Consider the following 18,049-nt stretch of genomic DNA (forward strand, 5'->3'; position numbering starts at 1 on the left):
GGTGGTGTTTTCATGAAAGATATTTTTTCTGTTAAACCTGCCATAGTAAAGAAAAGGACTTTGAAACAGATAGTTCATAGTCTTTTCTTTATTATGTTCAGAAATTATGCATTGGTAGTAGTTACTTTTGCTATACTTACAGGGCTGATTTTTGTCCAACTTTACTCAAAATCTGCCATAGTAGCCAATCAAAAACTTCTTCTAAAGCAGGCTGAATCCATAGCAAAAAGAGTAGGTGTGTTTGTGGACGATGATGATTATATTACTTATCCATCTTTTCTTGAGGTACTTGAAGAACTTGAAACCACTGATATATGGATAATATCAAATCCGAATTCAAAGACTCCTATGCCCAAAAAATATAGCAACATAGATATATCAAGGGAAACCCAGCCGGAAATCTCTTCTCTTTTCGATACAGTTTTTTCGGGCAAGGCAGACGCAATGGACGTGTATTCCGAAACCTATGGTACAAATTATATATTTACTGCTGTGCCTATAACTACTACAAAGTCTCAAAATATTATAGGCGCAGTCTTTGTAAATCAGGTATCCGAATCACAGACAATAGTTATAAACCGAAGTTTTACAATAATCATAATCAGTACCCTTATCGCGCTTTTATTCTCACTGATATTTGCCGTTTTCCTGGCAAGAAGGCTCTCAGTGCCGCTTTCTGTAATGGGTGCTACCGCACTTAGACTTGCAGATGAAGATTATGAGGCGCATACGAACATCAGTGAGGAAGGTGAGCTTGGAGAGCTGGCAGGCGCAATAGATTCTCTCTCGGACAGACTGAGGCAGGCAGATGAGGAAAGGAAAAGTCTGGAGCAGATGCGTCTTGATTTCTTTGCTAATGTATCTCATGAGCTCCGTACACCTATAACCGTAGTCAGGGCATACTCGGAAACCCTGTTAGACGGAATTATTGACGATGAAGCTACCAAGGCAGAATACTATGAAAAAATGCTCACCGAGTGTAAATCGATGGAAAGGCTTGTGGGAGACCTTTTGGTACTTTCTAAAATGCAAAATCCTGATTTTACACTCGAAAAAGAACCTATAAATCTTGTTCAGGTATTTTCAGACATACTCAGAAGCGGCTCAGCACTCGCCAGAGAAAAATCTGTAAATATTAATCTTAATACCGATGGTGATGTCCTTCTTATGTATGGTGATTATGACAGAATAAGACAGATGTTTATGGTTATAGTGGATAATGCGATTAAATTTTCAAATAATAACGGAAACGTTGATATAACAGTAAAAAAAGAGACTGCCAAAGAAAATGTAGATTTCTTCTCATCTACCTTTGCGGGCGATACTTATGTGAACTCAGGCAATAACCTGCTCATAAGTATAAAAGATGACGGCGTGGGAATTACCGATACAGAATTACCTCATATTTTTGAAAAGTTTTATAAATCAAAACTCAGACAAAATGCAAAGGGTTCCGGTTTAGGTCTTGCCATAGCCCGTCAAATAGCTCTTAAACATAATGGTTCTATAACTGTAGAAAGTGAAAAGGGTAAAGGTACAGAATTTAAGTTTAAATTTGCCGAGATAAAATCCATAGAACTTTAATTCAAATCAGTCACGTACCAAAAACAGTTTATCCCGCTGTACTATACGGAATAAGAGGTCTGTGACCTATGGCGTGAATAATTGAAAATTGGAATAATTTTTATTTTTAAAAACTGACACTTGAATATTTTATATTTTCCTAGTAAAATAGATTCGTTACGGAGTGGTATCGAAGTGGTTATAACGGCCCTGACTCGAAATCAGGTAGTCTCTAACGAGGCTCGTGGGTTCGAATCCCACCCACTCCGTTTAAGAAAGAATCCTGCTTTGCAGGATTCACCGCCTGCGGCGGGTCGCACAAGCGACATCTACATATCCGCCGCAGTGCGATCCCTCGGAGAGATTTTTATTTAATAGGGAATTTCGGAGAAATTTCCTATTAAATAAGTAAGTCCCCCGTACTTCACTAAGTACGGGGGATTTTAAATATAATCCAAATGATGGTTTCAGACCTAATTTTTCTCATAAATCCGATACCTGCTTTGTGACAAGCTAAGAGTTTTATCTTCTTATAGATATAGGCAATCAGTAGTCCAGTTTCTCCGCAAGCTTACCGGTCTTCATATCAAATGATAATACTTCATCTATATTTACAGCTACTATGTAAAAATGTTTACCTATATAAAGTCCTCTGTAATTTCCTCCGTAAGAATCAAATTCCGGAAAGTCTGCTCTGAATCTTTCGTAAAAGCCTTTTTCTTTATCAAATCCATATATTACATACTGATTTATCTGTCTTCTCTTCGCAGAACTGTAGTATGAAACCGGAAAACCCATCAGATTTTTTGCTGCATCTACAAGTATTGACTTACGCTCATATTCTGCTTCTGAATTTGAGTAGTCTTCGTCTCTTTCATTAAACAATTTTTTAGCTATTTCCTTCACATCAGCAGGATTAGAAATATCAAACATAGAAAGCTTAAGTCCCTTAGTTCCGCCCACCTTTTCATCCGCATCCTGTCCAAGTCCAAAAAGCAGTCCGTTTCCAAACGGATGTAAGTACTCTGAGAAGCCCGGTATCTTAAGGTAACCAAGTATTTTAGGGTTGGCAGGATCGCTTACATCTACACTAAAGAGAGGATCTGTCTGTCTGAAGGTTACGAAGTAAGCCATATCGCCCATAAATCTTGCAGACTTAATATGCTCTCCCTTTGCAAGTCCTTCTATTTTTCCTTTTACCTTCAAATCCTTGTCAAAAATGTACAAAGCATTTTCTGTAGTCTCTTCTCTCGATACAACACTGTCATCAGCAGAGGAAGGTTCACCAATAGGCATTATACCAAACCAATTATTTCCCTTTGTAATTACAAGCCTGAGATTTCCCTTATATTCATCAAGCGAATAATCATTATTAATATTCCCGAGAACAGAAGCACTTGCCTGAGGTGTGATTATTCCATCCTTATAAGAATACTTCATAATCTTAGTCTTTTCACTGGACATATAATAATCAGAATTCCAAAAATAAATATTATCATTACTTACATAAATGTCATAACCTGAATCCATTATCAGCTTTGAATCAATAACTTTCTCAGGATTTTTAACATCTATTGAAGTTACAACTGTATAGCAGTCACCACTTGAATATTCAGGTACATAAATACTTTTTATGCCTATCTTCTTGCCATCTACTTCAGGTATCAAATCATTATATTTTATATCTTCTTTATCAGTAACCGGATAGTAATACAAATTGTAACTATGTGAAAATGTATAAATGATTCCATCCTTCATCCTTGTATTTCCTACAGAACCTTCCTGTCTGTGTTTTGCTTTAAGTACAGGTTTCTCAGGATTAGTTATATCATAAAATAAAATCTCTGTTATATTCTTTTCCCTATATCTTCCATATCCATATTTTCCGGAATAATATATATTTCCGTCAGCAAAGACTACAAGTGTATTTCCTTCTAACATAATATTGCTGTAATAATACTCTATTCCATCTTTGCTCCGGTTAAGGGCTATTCTTGAAGATACAGCTTCCATTTTACCCTTATCAGCCTTTATTATCTTAATTCCCGGCTCACCGTCATATCTGTTTTTAAGCACATAGATATATTTACCATCAGTCTTTACTATATCAGCCTCGTCTACGCCTTCTGTTCTGGTATTTGTCTTTGAGTAATCACCTGCACCGTCACTGTCTTCAGTAACAGCCTGATCGGCGCTCTTAGATAGCTCTTGTGTAGGAGCAGTTGCTGTTGTATCTGCACTCTCCTTTACAGCACCACAAAATTCATTCCTATTGATGCTTTTTTCTGCTGCCTTTGCTAAGTACTTATAAAGTGATTTGTAGTCCTCAAACTGCTTAATTCCATCCACTTTTTTAGCAGTTTTTTTCTGCTTTTTAGCATTAACCTGTTTGCCTGCTACTATATCTGATATACTGGTAATCCCATCTATTCCCATTTCCTCAAGGTTTAGATTTCCTGAACCAATCATAATCGCAAATGCTGCTGCTACAGCTCCAGCCGCTGTTACCAGACCTAATAACCAATTTTTCATTTTTCTCCTCCTTTTTTTATTATTTAATTTGTTCTCCTCTTCACCAAGTCTTTCTCTAATCTTCTCAGGCTGTAGTGAAACCGGTATTTCTATATCTTCATCTGCCAATACCTTAAGTTTTTCAAGGATTTCATCTTCTTTTTCCATATCGGCTCCTACCTCCTATTCTTTAATTATATTTGCCAGTTTAGCTAAGGCTCTTTGTTTTTTTGACCTGACCGTTGCAGGTTTTAGGCCTAAAAGCTCTGCTATTTCATCTCCCTTATAGCCCTCAAAAACAGAAAGGCAGATAATAAATCTTTCTTCATTTTCAAGTTCCATAAGGAGTTCCTTTAGTTCCATCCTGTTAAATTCATCTCTGTGGATTTCTCTTTTTGCCCTCTCATCCGAAAGTTCCACTATATTCTCACTCGGGTTCTCTTTGCATAGGGCATAATCTTTTAATTTCATTTTGCATTTATTGGTTAAGATTTTTATTATCCAGTTCTTAAACAGGCTTTCTTCTCTGAGGCTTTCTATCTGTCTGTATGCATCAAGTACAGCCTCACCTACTATATCCTCTGCATCTTCTTTATTTTTAAGAAAATACAGTGCTAACCTGTACAAGTCCTTCGCCACCTCAGAGTACAGCTTTGTAAATGTTTCTGCATTTCTAATCATAGGTTAACCTCTATCTGCCTCATTGGCATTAAACATGTTTCACTTAATAAGTGTTGGTTTATGGTTAAAATGTTGCAAGGGAAATAAAAATATTATTTATACTCAGACATATCAATTCCTAAAACATCTTCACAGTTAACTATTATTTGTTTCATTAGTTCTATTTGTTCGAATATCTTACATAGTTGCAAAGATAAATCAAGAGACTTTTTATATTCAGTTTTTTCAAGTCTGTATTCAGCAAAAGCTTTACCATAATACAATACTGCTAAGGTATCAGCAAAAATATTTTTCTTACATGTTTCAATCCCTTTATTATCATAAAGCAAAGCTCTACTATACTCTTCCTTTTTTCTATACACACCTGCCAGATTGTGGCAGATTCTTGGGTACATTTCATTATTTTCGTCACACTGGTTTACGCAAAATTTAAGTATTTCTTCATATTTTTCATCCTGCTCACATTTGTCCTCAACTAGGGCTATATTCATAAGTATTCTGATTTCCATTAGTGAAAAGCTGTACTCCTTATAATTATCAAGCGAGAAATCATTTAATGTTTGTTTAATAGCATTTATATACATATTCAGTGCACTCTGATATTCTTTATTTTTATAATATCTAATACCATAAAGAAAGAACTTAAACTGCGTAATTAGTATTTTATAGTATTCATTTTCAATGTTTTCCAATAACTTATCAATCAATTTAAATTCATTTTCAAAATTAGACATTTCTTCATTTATCAGTTTTAAATCTATATTTCTTTGCGTTTGCAATAACATAGAATAATCTGTAATGCGGCTTTCAATAATAGCAGAAACCAAATCAGTCTTATAAATAATCGATAATGCTTCAAGGGTTTCAAGTTTAGGTATTACTTTCCCCAATTCCATTCTTCTAAGAGTTCTTTCGTCTATAAAAGCCATATCTACAACCTGTTTTTGTGTAAGACCTAGTTTTTCTCTTATACTTTTTAGTCTTTCTCCAAATAAAAAAAGGTTATAATACATTTTAATCTCCTTAAGTTTTTATTAATTATGTACTAAATCGGACTTTAAAGTCCGTTGCAATTTGAATATTTTAAATGTATTATATAGGTATAGAGTGATTAAGTAAAGTAGGGGTAATAAATATGTTAAAGAAATTAGGTAAAGCTGTTATGCTGTTTTCAACCTTATACATACTTTTATTTGTTTCATTTAACATATCTGATAGCACTTACTCCGCCGGTAACCGCGGAGAAATAAAGCTATTAAATATTGTAGAAGATTAAAGTACGAGGAGGATAATTTATGAAAAAGATAAATCCAATGAGATATAAAAATGGAGATACTTTCATTAGTGCCTCAATATTGGCATTAAGCAAAGTTTAATCTGACATTGTAGTAAAGGAGGTATTGTAGCTAATATTTTTTAGCTAATAGATAAATGAATAAAATAGGTGCAGTCTTTTCTTTCACACTTGTCATTATTGGCATATTCTTTAGTCTGGTTATGGGTATAATTTCAAAAACATTTCCTATACTGGGGAGAATGGCCAGTAAATTTGCTATTGGTAATATATACAATTCATTAGAATATGTAATTGATTTTACAACTATGTATGTGGTTAGTTTTGGACTTATAATAATAGGTTTAATAATGGCAATTTATTTTTTTAGGAGGGAAAAATATGTTAAAAAATAGTTTCAAAAAATTATGTATGGTATTACTTTGCTCAATCTTAGTTCTTTCTAATACAGAAAAAACTTCTGCTTTTTCTGATGAAAGTCTGACCGTTTCAGGAAATATGGCAGTGCCTAAAGTAGATTACAATTCCGTTATAAGAAAAGATTCAGAAACAACTACATACGGTGTATTAAATGCTGAAGAAATCGCCAAGGCATATGGCATTACTGATTATGAGAGTATTACTGTAACTCTTTTTAACAGACACGAAGACTATAAGCCATTAAATACCCCTTTATTTTTTGATTCTATATATGTTGATAATGTCAGTGGTCCCAGACAGGCTTGTGGTGGCACTAAAATAGCAGAAAATAGTTCTACTAACTTTGCAAAAAAAACTGTTACTAAAACCGTTACAATAACCGGAACCGGTTCAAATACATTTTCAACCAATTTAGGTGCCAGTTTTAGCATTGATGCTAATACAATTAGTGCCGGAGTTGGTTTTAATGTAACCTCAAGCATTTCATTAAGCGACTCCACATCGGCTAAATTAAAATACTTGCAAACTCTTACAGTAATAGGATATCCGGCATATGAGGTATATGAGTATGACATTATGCTTAAAAAATTTTGGAGTGGTCCAGAAAAAATCGGAACAGGACTTGCATATAGATGTACAGGATTTTGTACTATTACAAGAGTGAGATAATTTATACAATACACCACTTTACAACTTTATAAGTAATGTACCTGCCTAAAAAACACCTGTTTTAAGGCATTTATTACTGATGATGATTTTATTGGTGGTTCGATGTTTTGGCATGAAAGTGGCAAAAAATACCGCACCATATAGTGCATAGGAACACACATAATAAAAGGTATTCAATGACTTTTTTGTAATGCCGTATAAAAAACGGACAGAGTGTGCCGATTCCAATGTCGGTATTGAGAGTATAAGCAGGAATAGCGTTTCTGCACTTGGTGATGAAAAAGTTTCAAAATAAGCTGAAAAAGGTGAATTGAAAAAAATATAAATATAAATTTGATTGTACTGAACTTGAATTACGATTTAGAATGATGTATAAGCAAGATGTACTAAAAATTTGACTGATGAAGAGCATGGCTCACAAAAAAACGAACCAAAGGAATCCAGGAAGCTTCCTTTGGTTCTTCTCGTTTAAAGACCGAGCAAGTCTTGTAGGCTAGTTGTCACGATGGTTACAGTCTAACCATTTGCCAATTAGATCGCTGAAGTTGATTTTTCTGAACCTGAATTCCCTATTATCGCAGTCATTGTTTTTTCTTTTATTTCCTTTGCAACTGTTTCCATCTGTGCCAACCTGTCAACATAACCGGATGCCTTTAAAATCGGTTTAAAAATTCCGAGAGCAATCATCATAAGTATAAATAAGCCCTGCCCTGTAATACTTCCATTATTTAAAAGTGTCAGTCCGATATAACAAGATAAAAAAATAAGAAGAATATTTTTCACTAAAATAGTGACTAATCATTCTTCTTAATTCCACAACTATAAATGCAAATACAACAATGAATTACATCACACTTCCTTACTCATTATAAAGTACCCAAGCTTATTATATCCACGCTTTTTGTATACAGAAATTGCATTCTGGTTTTCTTCTTCCACCTCAAGCTTATATCTCACAGCCTGCCCCTTGTACTTTTCTTCTATAAAATGAAAGAAACTGCTGCCTATGCCAAGCCCTCTGTACTCTTCCTTTATATATAAATCCTCTATAAAAATGAGAAGTCCGCCATACTCCGTAGTATAACTCTTAGCAGCCATTGCATAACCCAAAAGCTTCCCCTCTTCCTCAAATACATAGCCCTCTATAAAAGGCAGAGCAGAAAGACAGTCATCTATATCCTTGTATAGAATTTCATCAGATGCCGTATAAAGTACAGCCTCCGAATCATAGAAAACTCTCATCATTTTAAATACTTCTTCTCTGTCACGAACTTCCAAATTTCTTATCTTCAACATATCCTCCTTAAAGCAAACAGGCTTCATCCAAAGTCCTGCTGTAAGCCGGCATAAATTCCTTCATAAATACTTCTACTTCTTCTAAGTTTAGCTCCTTAACCGCCTTAAATGTGGCTTTCTCAGCTTGCAAGAACTCGTTATTCCCAGCCTTCTTCTCATCCAGACATTTAATATAGGCTGAAAGCTTGTCTGCTGCCTTAACCAGAGCTTTCTCATTTTTATACTCATCTGTCGGTTCAAATATTGCTTCATATTCACCCCTCAAATCTTCAGGTAAAATAGACAGCAGTTTGCCACAGGCAGTATGCTCTATTTCCTTGTACACGCTTTTTATATTGCTGTTAAAATACTTCACAGGGGTTGGCATATCCCCCGTAATTATCTCGGTAGCATCGTGGTAAAGTCCTATAAGAGCCGCCCTGTCAGCATTTAACGTTTTTCCAAAGCGCTTATTTCCAATGGTACAAAGGGCATGGGAGAGCATAGCTACTTCAAGCGAATGTTCGCTTAAATTCTCTTCTCTTGAATTTCTCATTAAAGCCCAGCGGTTAATATATTTAAGCCTTGACATCATTGCAAAAAATGAATAGTCCCCTTTCATTTTTCCTCCTATTTAAGCCCTATTACCTTCGCTATAATATTGGATTCATAAAGCAGTTTCAAGAATATGTTTCCCTCTATCTGTCTCATTCCGTCCTGTATAAAAGGTTTATCTATAAATATTATCATAAGTGTAAATATAAGCCATATTATAACAAGTCCCTGGAACAGACCTGCTATTCCTCCACCCACACGATTTAGCTCATTTAATACAGGAAGTTTACTGATAATATTAAGTACATGGCTCAATACAAAAAGCCCTACACTAAGTAAAAGATATACAAGGATAAAAGTTCCTGAGTTAATCACTATACCTGTAAGGTAGATGGCAACCCTATGGTTTACCTCTTTTTGTATCTCTTCTTTAGCTCTGGTAAAATGCTCATTTTTAAGGATATCAGATACAATTTCTTCTACCGCTTTATTGTTTCCCAAAATGTCGGTAGGTATATAGAATTCATCCGCACTAAACTTTACATCATTTTTTGCTTCTTTTATATTTTTCTTTTTACTTTTTTTGCTATTCTTTTTTCCCTTGTCCTTTATAGGATTTTCCTTTTTATCCTCTACAGTTTTTTCATTACCTTTCTGATAATTTTCAAGAGATTTTTCTATCCTCTCTGAAACAGCATTAAATATTTTTTCATTATTTCTTAACTGATTGCTTATAACCGGCGAAATTACCGTACCTGCAAGCAATACAACTATTGAAGAAAAAAGGCCGAATACGGTTCTTACAAGTCCCCTCCTGCTGCCCACGTAGAAACAGGCTGCAAAGATTACAACTACCATTATTAATATAAAATTAGACATTGTATACTCCAAACTATTCATTTAATTTTATTACTTTTAACTTTTTCCCCAATACCGCATAATATTTTGTTTTATTATTGGTGGGAAAAAGGCTTATTATCCCATCATTAAACTTAGTCTTAAACTTCTGATTTCCATTGCTGTCAAATATTATGCAGTTATTTTCAGAATACAACACTGTTTCCCCATCATTAAAGCTCATTCCTTTAGCATTAATATCCACTGCTTCCGCAAAATTCTTACTTCCGCTGTATGTAAATGAATACACTACAGGCTTATCTTTACTCACCGTCTCATTATTTAAGTAATCACTGTCAATATAATCGGAAGAAACAGCAGAACCGCTTGCAACGCTTGTACTGTCTACCATTGCTATATTACTTTCATCTACAAGCACGGCAAAGCCGGTTTCATCCTCTGCTATTCTTTCAATCCTGCCGGCGATTTTCTTTTCCCAGATGAGAGCAGGCTCCCTTTTAGCCTCAAAGCAGACTATCTTATTATCTCCGTATGCACAGACTGTATTATTATCTGCAAATTTTAACTTAGGAAAAATAGTATCTTCAAAAGGGAAAACTCCCACTATTCTGTCGGCATTTGAGTTCTCGCCTATTTTATCAAAGTTATAGAAAGTAAGAGTAGACTTTATTTCATTATTATCAGTCTTTACATATTCGGTTACTAACTTTGATCCATCTTTTGACATAGCCATTGAAAGTGCGTAGCCGTCATCTTTAGAATAGGTTTTTATCTCTGCTTTCAGACTGTTATTGTTATCATAGGGATTGATTAACTGGATATTATATCCTTTATCCGCCTCCATAAGCACTGCAATTTCACCCTGTTCAGATATATCCACAAGCAATATATCCTGAAGCATCTGAAGATTTACCTGTTTTGCAGGAATATTCTTATGATTTACTACCAAAAGATTTCTGCCGCCTATATCTGCAACCACCGCACAGCCGTTATTGGTGGTAATCTTTGGATTTGTCATATTAAGAGCAGCATTCCATTCTATTTCGCCTTTGCTGTTGTAGACAGATATTCCTTCATTATTATAGCAAAGTATTTTGCCATAATCTGTCACATAACCTGAACCTTCCGGAAGATTCTTCGCAGATTCTACAATCGTCTCATATCCGGTGTAAGTTTTCTTACTAAAGAATATACTGACTACCGCAAACGGAACAACCGCTATCAGGATTAAAGCAATTATTATCCCTCTAATCCATTTCCCTGCCGAAGTTCGTCTCTCTTCCTCCTCATTTATTTCATCCGACTCAGAATCTTCCTCTTCCGATATATTAAGTAAAATTGATTTAATTTTATCTTCCTTTAATTCATTTTCATTCAGTTCTTTATTATCAGACATTATCCATTGCCTTTCAATTTTCGGATACCGGCTGCTTATACAGTTCAATCAATTCACCGATAGAAGCATTCGGATTTTTTTCACTTATCTCAATTAAATCCTTCAAAGTTTCTGCATCCACCATTTCTTTACTGAGAAAAACTTCATAATTTTCGGCTATAAATATTTTTCTCTGCTTTATATAAGCCCTTATACCTGACAAATCAGCGGTAATCTCCGCAAGCCTTGTCTTATAGCCGTCAATCTCACTCTGGTTTGTATTTTGTATTTCATCTGTAACTACCTTCTTGGTACTTTCATCAAATACCCTTAAAGCTTCTTTTCTTTTAGCAGCGAGGTCTTCAAGTTGAATTTGTAAATCTTCCAACTGGGCATTATAATTTTCCAGTCCGTAATGCGAATCATCTTCGTCTTTTCTTATACTGTTGCTTATCTTTGCTATAACCTTTTTATTGTTTCTTATTTTTTTTCTTGCATTGTTGCCCGCAAAAACCGTATCTCTGTACTTTGATCTTGAAACACTGAAAATAAAGATATATAACCCGGCAAACACAGCAATACACGCCAGGTACATAAGCACTATCATATAAACTTCAATAGGGTTAGGAAGAAAATACCATATAAGTGAAGGAACACCTGCAAAAAATATAAGAAAGGCCAAAAAACAATATACCATGTCTTTTAGACTTCCCGGCATGAAAAGGGTATAATACAAGCCCGAATTAAAGAAGCCCGGAGTCTTCGTCTGTTTATACAGTTTTTTAGTTTCTTCTTTTATCTGTTTATTTGCTTCTATAAAATTTATAGTTTCAGTACTTATCCTTTCTGAAACCTTGCCATCTCTGTATTTTTCCCTTTTCTGGCTTGTCTTTTTAGCTATGCCTGTTAACTTGTCTTCTTCCAGATCAAAGGTCTTAATTATTTCTTCACGTCTCTTCTTTATGGTATCGGCTATTTCTTTTGCTACCGCCTTCTCTTTATCGGCCAGAGCTTTTTCGGTATTATCCTCCGCCGCCATTAATTCTTTTTCTCTTAGCTCGTTCTGTCCGAGATCCTTTACTTCTTCATAAATTTTCTTAAGAGTTTCTTTTCCTTCATTAAGGATATTATTTGCCATACCTGTTCTCCTTTTTATAATATAGCCCCAATTAGGGTAATAGTGTTCAATAATATTCACTAAGCAAATATTAAACAATCTTCTCATTTTTTTAATAATCTGAACACAAATTTAACACATTTAACATTTATACTGTTACTTGTAGATGAAGAAAACTTTCCCCAAAGAAATACTTCATCTTCCCCCTCTCATTTAAATGTAGAGCTGCTGTACTATTACAGCAGCTCTACTGTTTTTAAAGTACAGTTCTGCCAACAAAGGCACGAAGCAGGGTTACTTCATCAATATTTTCAAGATCGCCTCCCACAGGAACTCCGCTGGCAATTCTTGTCACCTTTATTCCCGTAGGCTTAATTAGTTTACTTATATACATAGCAGTAGTCTCTCCCTCAAGGCTGGAACCTGTAGCTATAATAACTTCTTCCACATCATTATTCTGAAGCCTTACCATAAGTTCCTTCAGCTTGATATCGGCAGGTCCTATACCCAAAAGAGGAGAAATTACACCATGTAGTACATGATAAACTCCGTCATATTTTTTAGTTTTTTCATAAGCTGCAAGGTCTCTTACATTCTCAACCACCATTATCATATTGTGATTTCTTTCCTTATCGGCACAAATCGGGCAAAGAGGAGAGTCTGTCAGAGTAAAACATTCCTTACAATAACAGACATTCTCCTTCGCCTGACTTATTGCCAAAGATAAAGCCTCTACATTTTCCTTAGGCATACCTATAATATGAAAGGCAAGTCTGCCTGCGGTCTTTACTCCTATGCCCGGAAGCTTTGAAAGTTCCTCGACCAGCTTATTAACCTGTTTTCCATAATAATCCATTTAGAAAGGGAATCCTCCACCCAAACCACCAAGACCACCGGTAAGCTGCTCCATAGAAGCGTTGCTTGCCTCTTCCACCTTGCGGAGAGCCTCACCAAGTGCCGCTGCTACAAGATCTTCTAATGTTTCGATATCCTCAGGATCTACAACTTCTTCTGCAAGTTTTACTCCGAGCACTTCTCTTTTACCGTTTAACTTAACAGTTACAACTCCGCCACCGGCACTTCCTTCAAACTCCCTGGTTTCCATTTCTTTCTGTTTTTCTTCCATCTGCCTCTGCATACGCTGTGCCTGTTTCATTATATTTCCCATTCCGCCCGGTATTCCACCACCCGGAAATCCACCTCTTTTTGCCATTTTGTTTATTCCTTTCTTATATAATACTTTTAATTAAGGGAAATCATCTCCCTATATGCCTAAGTTTGGCATTCACTATAGTTTATCTCATTTAATCCTCATATGTCAATAATCCCGAAGCAGGTAAATTGCTGACGATTATTTCTATAATAAGTTTTAAAGGTTTTTCCCAAGTATGAAGAGGGGCTGTCGCAATAAGTAAAAGTACAACAAAATATAGTAAATTTATCATTAAATGATTACTGTATTTTGTGTATCTCATTTGTAATGCGACAGCCCCCATAATTAACATTTAGTATCAATTTTATTCATACTGTTTCCTGAAATAATAATACTGTCTTCTTTTATCATTTCCCCATCCAGAAAAGTCCTTACTGTCCAGTTCCCAAAGTCAGTTTCATCTATTTCGGTTATATCTAACCAGAACCTTAACATAACCTTATCATCATCCGATTCTTCATAACTGCCAAAATCATTTTCCGTGAATCTATACAGTTCTCCATCAGGCTTATACCAGGCTACGGTTGCAATATGAAGTCCTTTTATTTCATTAAAGCTAAGCACACACACAGCTTGTTTGTCCTTGTCTGCATTAAATATCTTTGATTCTTCTTTATCCGGTACAACTTCCATCATTTTATGGAAAATGCCGTATTCAAGAAGCGTTGCGTAGCTTTCTATCTCTTTATCTACTACTCCGTCTTTATCAATGGTAAGCACAGACCAGTAGTTTTCATCATCTATACATATATTTTTGTTTTCCTTGTCTATAAGCTCAAGTCCGTCACCAAGAAGATATTTATAATGATATTCTCCCTCTGTAAATTCTACGCCTGTCTCATGACGGCTTTCATCCTTTGACATATAAACAGGCTCTTCAAGGTGTTTGAATATTAAATCAACTTTATTCAACCTATAATTCTCCCAATATGTGAAATATGCCTCCTTCTCTGCCTTTTCTTCCATCATAGTAATTACAGGCTCTGAAGCTGTCACAATTTCAAAGAAAAAATTTTCTGTCATTATTACATATTGATAAATCTTTGTTCCTATAAGTTTTCTTCCGACTATTTTTCTTACTTCCTTTGCATAATCCCCATCTTCTACTTCATAGATCACATTCTTGCGACGATCAGGCTTGAATTTCATTATATCTTCAAAAATTTTATTTAATGCCATGCCTTCCTCAAATACTCTGACAGAATACATATTCTTAAATTCCAATTTAATATAATTTATGATTCTGCCATTATGCCAATTCTCAAGTTTTATTACCGGATTGTTATCCTCTACATAGGAGATATCCCCAATATAAACATCTTTAGGTATCTCATCCTCACGATATATTTTCCAATTTTCCATAGCCTATCTAACCTTTCTTAATTTCTTCATTAGTGTAAGCCTGCACTCCCAAAAAGAAACTACATCAATGTATAAATTTTCTGTAATGACAGTATATTGTTTTGCATCCCCAATATCTAAAATCCCACCTGAATACCGGTTTGCTTCTTTCAGATATTTTCCATCTTCAACTTCATATATAACATTTGAGAAATTATCCTCTTTCAGTCCTTCAATATTCTCATACATATCCAAATCTACAAGTCTTCTATCAAATATCCTTACAGCCTCAGTAATTCCAAAATCAAGAATCAGCCTATTCTCTTTACTTCTTAACTCTATAATCAAAAAATTTGAATCTCCGCAAATAACCTTTGCTTTGTAGTTTCCTTTCGGAATCTCTCCCTTACGATATTCTTTCCATTTTTCCATATTATACCTCAATCATCTAATAATATCATACTACTCCACAGTTCCATCCTGTAAATTTATAATTAGTTGTCTTCCATCACAATCAAGCCATAACCTTTCATTTTCCAACAATTCATAATTCGTAACCATCTCTCTGAATGCAGTACTCCATTTTTCTTTTTTCTCACTATAACAAATTAATTCTAAATCACATAATACATAAACATCGTTTCTAATATTTATTACATCTAAAATTACTGTGGACAATTTTTCATTAAATAATATTTTTTCATTATTAAAATCAAATAAAATCAAATTTTTCCCGGTAGCAATATAGCACAACCCACTTTCTCTGTCCAAATTAAATATAGGTTCTATTCCATAATTGCAGTAAGCCATTCCAAAAACTATATAATTTCCAAAACCTACTGCTGCATAACTATCTTGTTCATCTTCACAAAAAATAATCTCTTTACATTGTAACAATTCTTTCATTTCATAAAAACTGTCAACCTGATAAAGTGTTATATTTTCTGTCTTAAAATCAATCCCCTTTATTTCTATAATTTCAGGTTCTGATTTACTTACAAAACTCATATTATAAGTATTCGTAACTATAATATATATGTGCCCTTTGTCCCCTTCCAACTTGCTACTTACTATTCTTTTTACTTCACTTGTATAATTTTCATCCTCCACTTCATAAATGATATTTTCATTCTGCTCAATTGTTTTTTCATCGGATATTTTAAAAGAATTCACATTTTTAAATTCTATTTTTATCTGTTTATCTATTTTATACTCATCAGCTCAGGTTGCCAGTTTTACAGTCAATCTTCCATCTTCCCCAAAACATATGTCTGTTGTATAAGTTGCTTTAGGAATTTTGGCTTTACAATATTCTTTCCAAGCTTCCATATTCCCTCACTTTCTGTAATATTTTTATATATAACATAAGGAAAGAGGCACTTATGCAGCTCTTCTCCGTTTAATCCTCATATGTCAATAATCCCGCGGCAACCTTATCAAGTCCTGTCATTCTTATGTCTCCGCCCTGTTTGGCTTCTTTTTCAAATTTAGCTTTTACTTCCACATTGACACCGACTTCTTCAAAAATTATTTTCTTCACAAGTTCTATGCTTTCCTCTTTATCAAGCCATTCTTTATCAAAGGCCTCAGACACTGCTAAAACCAGCAAATTCCCATTTTCGGAGTAATAAGGTCTTGCATTGTACAATACTGTTCTAAGCGGCTGTTTTACTTCCTTTGCATTTATTATACTTCCAAATGAAGCGGCTATCTTTTTAATATCATCCGGAAGTGCCTTTACTTCAGGTGCTTTTATCTCCTCTTCTTCCTCTTTCTCCGAAGGAAGTTCTGTCTTCTTAATTCCTGTAAACTCACCGCTCTCAATAATTTCTTCAAGCTTATTTATCCTGGCTATAAGACTTTCCCTGTCTTCTTCCATTTCGGGTCTGCAAAGCTTTATAAGGGCAATTTCAAGCTCGGCACGTTTTGAAGTAGAATATTTAATATCTGCCGATAATTTTGAAAATATTCTTATATATCTGTATAAATCATTTTCTTCACCGATTTTAGCTACCTCTTTAAGCTCAGCAAGCTTATCCGTACTTATTTCAATCCTGTCTGCCGCAGCCTTAGACACTCTTAATAAAAGAAGATTTCTGAAATACCAGGTAAAATCAAGAGTAAACTGCCCTATATCAATTCCGTTCATCGATATTTCCTCGGCTATATCCATACAGGTTGTAACATCACCTCTTTTTATTGCTATATAAAGCTTATTAAACAAATCCGTATCTACAGAGCCAAGGACATTGAGCACCTTATCATAGGTTAATTTTTCATCAAACGAGAAGGCGAGGCACTGGTCAAGAAGACTTAGGGCATCTCGCATAGAACCGTCTCCCTTTCTTGCAATAAATTTTAAAGCTTCCTCTTCGTAAGTATTACCTTCTTTATCCATCAGTTCCTTAAGCCTGTCCGAAATAGTCTCTATGGAAATTCTTCTGAAATCATATTTCTGACATCTTGATTTAATAGTAGGGAGTACTTTATGAGGCTCTGTGGTAGCCAGAATAAAAATTGCATATTCAGGCGGCTCTTCGAGGGTTTTTAAAAGAGCATTGAAGGCCCCGCTTGAAAGCATATGTACCTCGTCAATTATATAGACCTTATATTTTGTGTCTGTCGGAGAATATTTTACCTCCTCAATTACCTCACGCATATTATCTACGCCATTGTTGGTAGCGGCATCTATTTCTATTACATCTAAAGTCCTGCCCTCCCCTATTTTCTTACAGGTCTCACAAACTCCGCAGGGACTTCCGTCTTTTGTATTTTCACAATTTACTGCCTTGGCAAATATTTTTGCCACACTGGTTTTTCCTGTTCCTCTGGTACCTGAGAACATATAAGCATGACCTATTTTTTCATGTTTAATCTGATTTTTAAGTACAGTAACTACACTGTCCTGCCCCTTTACTTCATCAAAACCCTTAGGTCTGAATTTTCTATATAAAGCTGTGTACGACATGTCTACCTCCCTGATACAATACCAAACCTTGTCCTTGTAATTATTACACACAAAGGTATAAATTCCTCGATATTTTTTTATATAAAACGCATAAAAAACTTGTAAATATATTCATTTATAGGTATAATAACTATAAAGGTATATTTACTTTTTTGCAACTAAAATCTAAAGGTTTTAGAACTGTAGCAATTTATTCCAAATTATCTGCT

Annotated in this window: 19 protein-coding genes and 1 tRNA gene; 5 read left to right on the forward strand and 15 right to left on the reverse strand. The window is 34.7% G+C overall.

Translation table 11 applies throughout. The features are described 5' to 3' along the window. The first annotated feature begins 12 nt into the window (after positions 1-12). Both GCWU000282_RS05715 and GCWU000282_RS05720 read left to right on the forward strand, forming a co-directional pair. Positions 13-1,584, forward strand: coding sequence for a sensor histidine kinase (locus tag GCWU000282_RS05715; protein WP_023354086.1), 1,572 nt, complete (start codon positions 13-15; stop codon positions 1,582-1,584). 160 nt (positions 1,585-1,744) lie between these two features. Beyond that, positions 1,745-1,832, forward strand: a tRNA-Ser gene (locus tag GCWU000282_RS05720). Between the two features lie 277 nt (positions 1,833-2,109). Here GCWU000282_RS05720 and GCWU000282_RS05725 read toward each other — a convergent pair. The 3 genes from GCWU000282_RS05725 to GCWU000282_RS05735 all read right to left on the reverse strand — a co-directional run bounded on the left by GCWU000282_RS05725 (position 2,110) and on the right by GCWU000282_RS05735 (position 5,768). Next, on the reverse strand, positions 2,110-4,242 hold the full coding sequence (locus tag GCWU000282_RS05725) for a beta-propeller domain-containing protein (RefSeq protein ID WP_023354087.1): 2,133 nt from the start codon (positions 4,240-4,242) through the stop codon (positions 2,110-2,112). A gap of 15 nt (positions 4,243-4,257) precedes the next feature. After that, positions 4,258-4,755, reverse strand: coding sequence for an RNA polymerase sigma factor (locus GCWU000282_RS05730; protein ID WP_023354088.1), 498 nt, complete (start codon positions 4,753-4,755; stop codon positions 4,258-4,260). Positions 4,756-4,847: 92 nt separating this feature from the next. Beyond that, complete coding sequence (locus GCWU000282_RS05735; protein ID WP_023354089.1) at positions 4,848-5,768, reverse strand: helix-turn-helix domain-containing protein; 921 nt, start codon at positions 5,766-5,768, stop codon at positions 4,848-4,850. Between the two features lie 122 nt (positions 5,769-5,890). Here GCWU000282_RS05735 and GCWU000282_RS16590 point away from each other — a divergent pair, with 122 nt between their 5' ends. The 3 genes from GCWU000282_RS16590 (at position 5,891) to GCWU000282_RS15845 (ending at position 7,138) form a co-directional block, all read left to right on the forward strand. Continuing rightward, positions 5,891-6,031 carry a hypothetical protein gene (locus tag GCWU000282_RS16590; RefSeq protein ID WP_023354090.1) on the forward strand — a complete coding sequence of 47 codons (141 nt, stop codon included), beginning with the start codon at positions 5,891-5,893 and terminating at the stop codon, positions 6,029-6,031. Positions 6,032-6,186: 155 nt separating this feature from the next. Further along, positions 6,187-6,444, forward strand: coding sequence for a hypothetical protein (locus GCWU000282_RS05740; protein ID WP_023354091.1), 258 nt, complete (start codon positions 6,187-6,189; stop codon positions 6,442-6,444). After that, positions 6,431-7,138, forward strand: a complete 708-nt coding sequence (locus GCWU000282_RS15845; protein WP_023354092.1) for a hypothetical protein — start codon at positions 6,431-6,433, stop codon at positions 7,136-7,138. The genes GCWU000282_RS05740 and GCWU000282_RS15845 overlap by 14 nt, the downstream gene beginning before the upstream one ends. A 531-nt stretch (positions 7,139-7,669) precedes the next feature. Here GCWU000282_RS15845 and GCWU000282_RS16595 read toward each other — a convergent pair. The 12 genes from GCWU000282_RS16595 to dnaX form a co-directional block, all read right to left on the reverse strand. Continuing rightward, entirely contained in the window at positions 7,670-7,828 is a 159-nt protein-coding gene (locus GCWU000282_RS16595) for a hypothetical protein (protein WP_156913120.1), read from the reverse strand. A 159-nt stretch (positions 7,829-7,987) separates the two neighbouring features. Beyond that, entirely contained in the window at positions 7,988-8,431 is a 444-nt protein-coding gene (locus GCWU000282_RS05755) for a GNAT family N-acetyltransferase (RefSeq protein WP_242828929.1), read from the reverse strand. Positions 8,432-8,441: 10 nt separating this feature from the next. Further along, the gene (gene yfbR, locus GCWU000282_RS05760; RefSeq protein ID WP_023354095.1) at positions 8,442-9,035 is read right to left on the reverse strand and encodes a 5'-deoxynucleotidase; all 594 of its coding nucleotides are present in this window, start codon (positions 9,033-9,035) and stop codon (positions 8,442-8,444) included. 8 nt (positions 9,036-9,043) lie between these two features. Beyond that, complete coding sequence (locus GCWU000282_RS05765; protein WP_035039631.1) at positions 9,044-9,847, reverse strand: CvpA family protein; 804 nt, start codon at positions 9,845-9,847, stop codon at positions 9,044-9,046. 13 nt (positions 9,848-9,860) lie between these two features. Beyond that, positions 9,861-11,222 carry a DUF5711 family protein gene (locus GCWU000282_RS05770; protein WP_023354097.1) on the reverse strand — a complete coding sequence of 454 codons (1,362 nt, stop codon included), beginning with the start codon at positions 11,220-11,222 and terminating at the stop codon, positions 9,861-9,863. Positions 11,223-11,235: 13 nt separating this feature from the next. Beyond that, complete coding sequence (locus GCWU000282_RS05775; protein ID WP_035039633.1) at positions 11,236-12,339, reverse strand: hypothetical protein; 1,104 nt, start codon at positions 12,337-12,339, stop codon at positions 11,236-11,238. A 235-nt stretch (positions 12,340-12,574) separates the two neighbouring features. After that, entirely contained in the window at positions 12,575-13,174 is a 600-nt protein-coding gene (gene recR / locus GCWU000282_RS05780) for a recombination mediator RecR (RefSeq protein WP_023354099.1), read from the reverse strand. After that, on the reverse strand, positions 13,175-13,531 hold the full coding sequence (locus GCWU000282_RS05785) for a YbaB/EbfC family nucleoid-associated protein (protein WP_023354100.1): 357 nt from the start codon (positions 13,529-13,531) through the stop codon (positions 13,175-13,177). A gap of 285 nt (positions 13,532-13,816) precedes the next feature. Continuing rightward, entirely contained in the window at positions 13,817-14,893 is a 1,077-nt protein-coding gene (locus GCWU000282_RS05795; RefSeq protein ID WP_023354102.1) for a hypothetical protein, read from the reverse strand. A gap of 3 nt (positions 14,894-14,896) precedes the next feature. Next, positions 14,897-15,304 carry a hypothetical protein gene (locus tag GCWU000282_RS05800; RefSeq protein WP_023354103.1) on the reverse strand — a complete coding sequence of 136 codons (408 nt, stop codon included), beginning with the start codon at positions 15,302-15,304 and terminating at the stop codon, positions 14,897-14,899. Between the two features lie 30 nt (positions 15,305-15,334). Next, the gene (locus GCWU000282_RS05805) at positions 15,335-16,045 is read right to left on the reverse strand and encodes a hypothetical protein (RefSeq protein WP_023354104.1); all 711 of its coding nucleotides are present in this window, start codon (positions 16,043-16,045) and stop codon (positions 15,335-15,337) included. 226 nt (positions 16,046-16,271) lie between these two features. Further along, positions 16,272-17,840: a DNA polymerase III subunit gamma/tau gene (gene dnaX / locus GCWU000282_RS05810; protein WP_023354105.1), complete on the reverse strand. Its 1,569-nt coding sequence runs from the start codon at positions 17,838-17,840 to the stop codon at positions 16,272-16,274. Positions 17,841-18,049: the final 209 nt, after the last annotated feature.

This window comes from Catonella morbi ATCC 51271 (assembly GCF_000160035.2).
Classification (GTDB): Bacteria; Bacillota; Clostridia; order Lachnospirales; family Lachnospiraceae; genus Catonella; species Catonella morbi.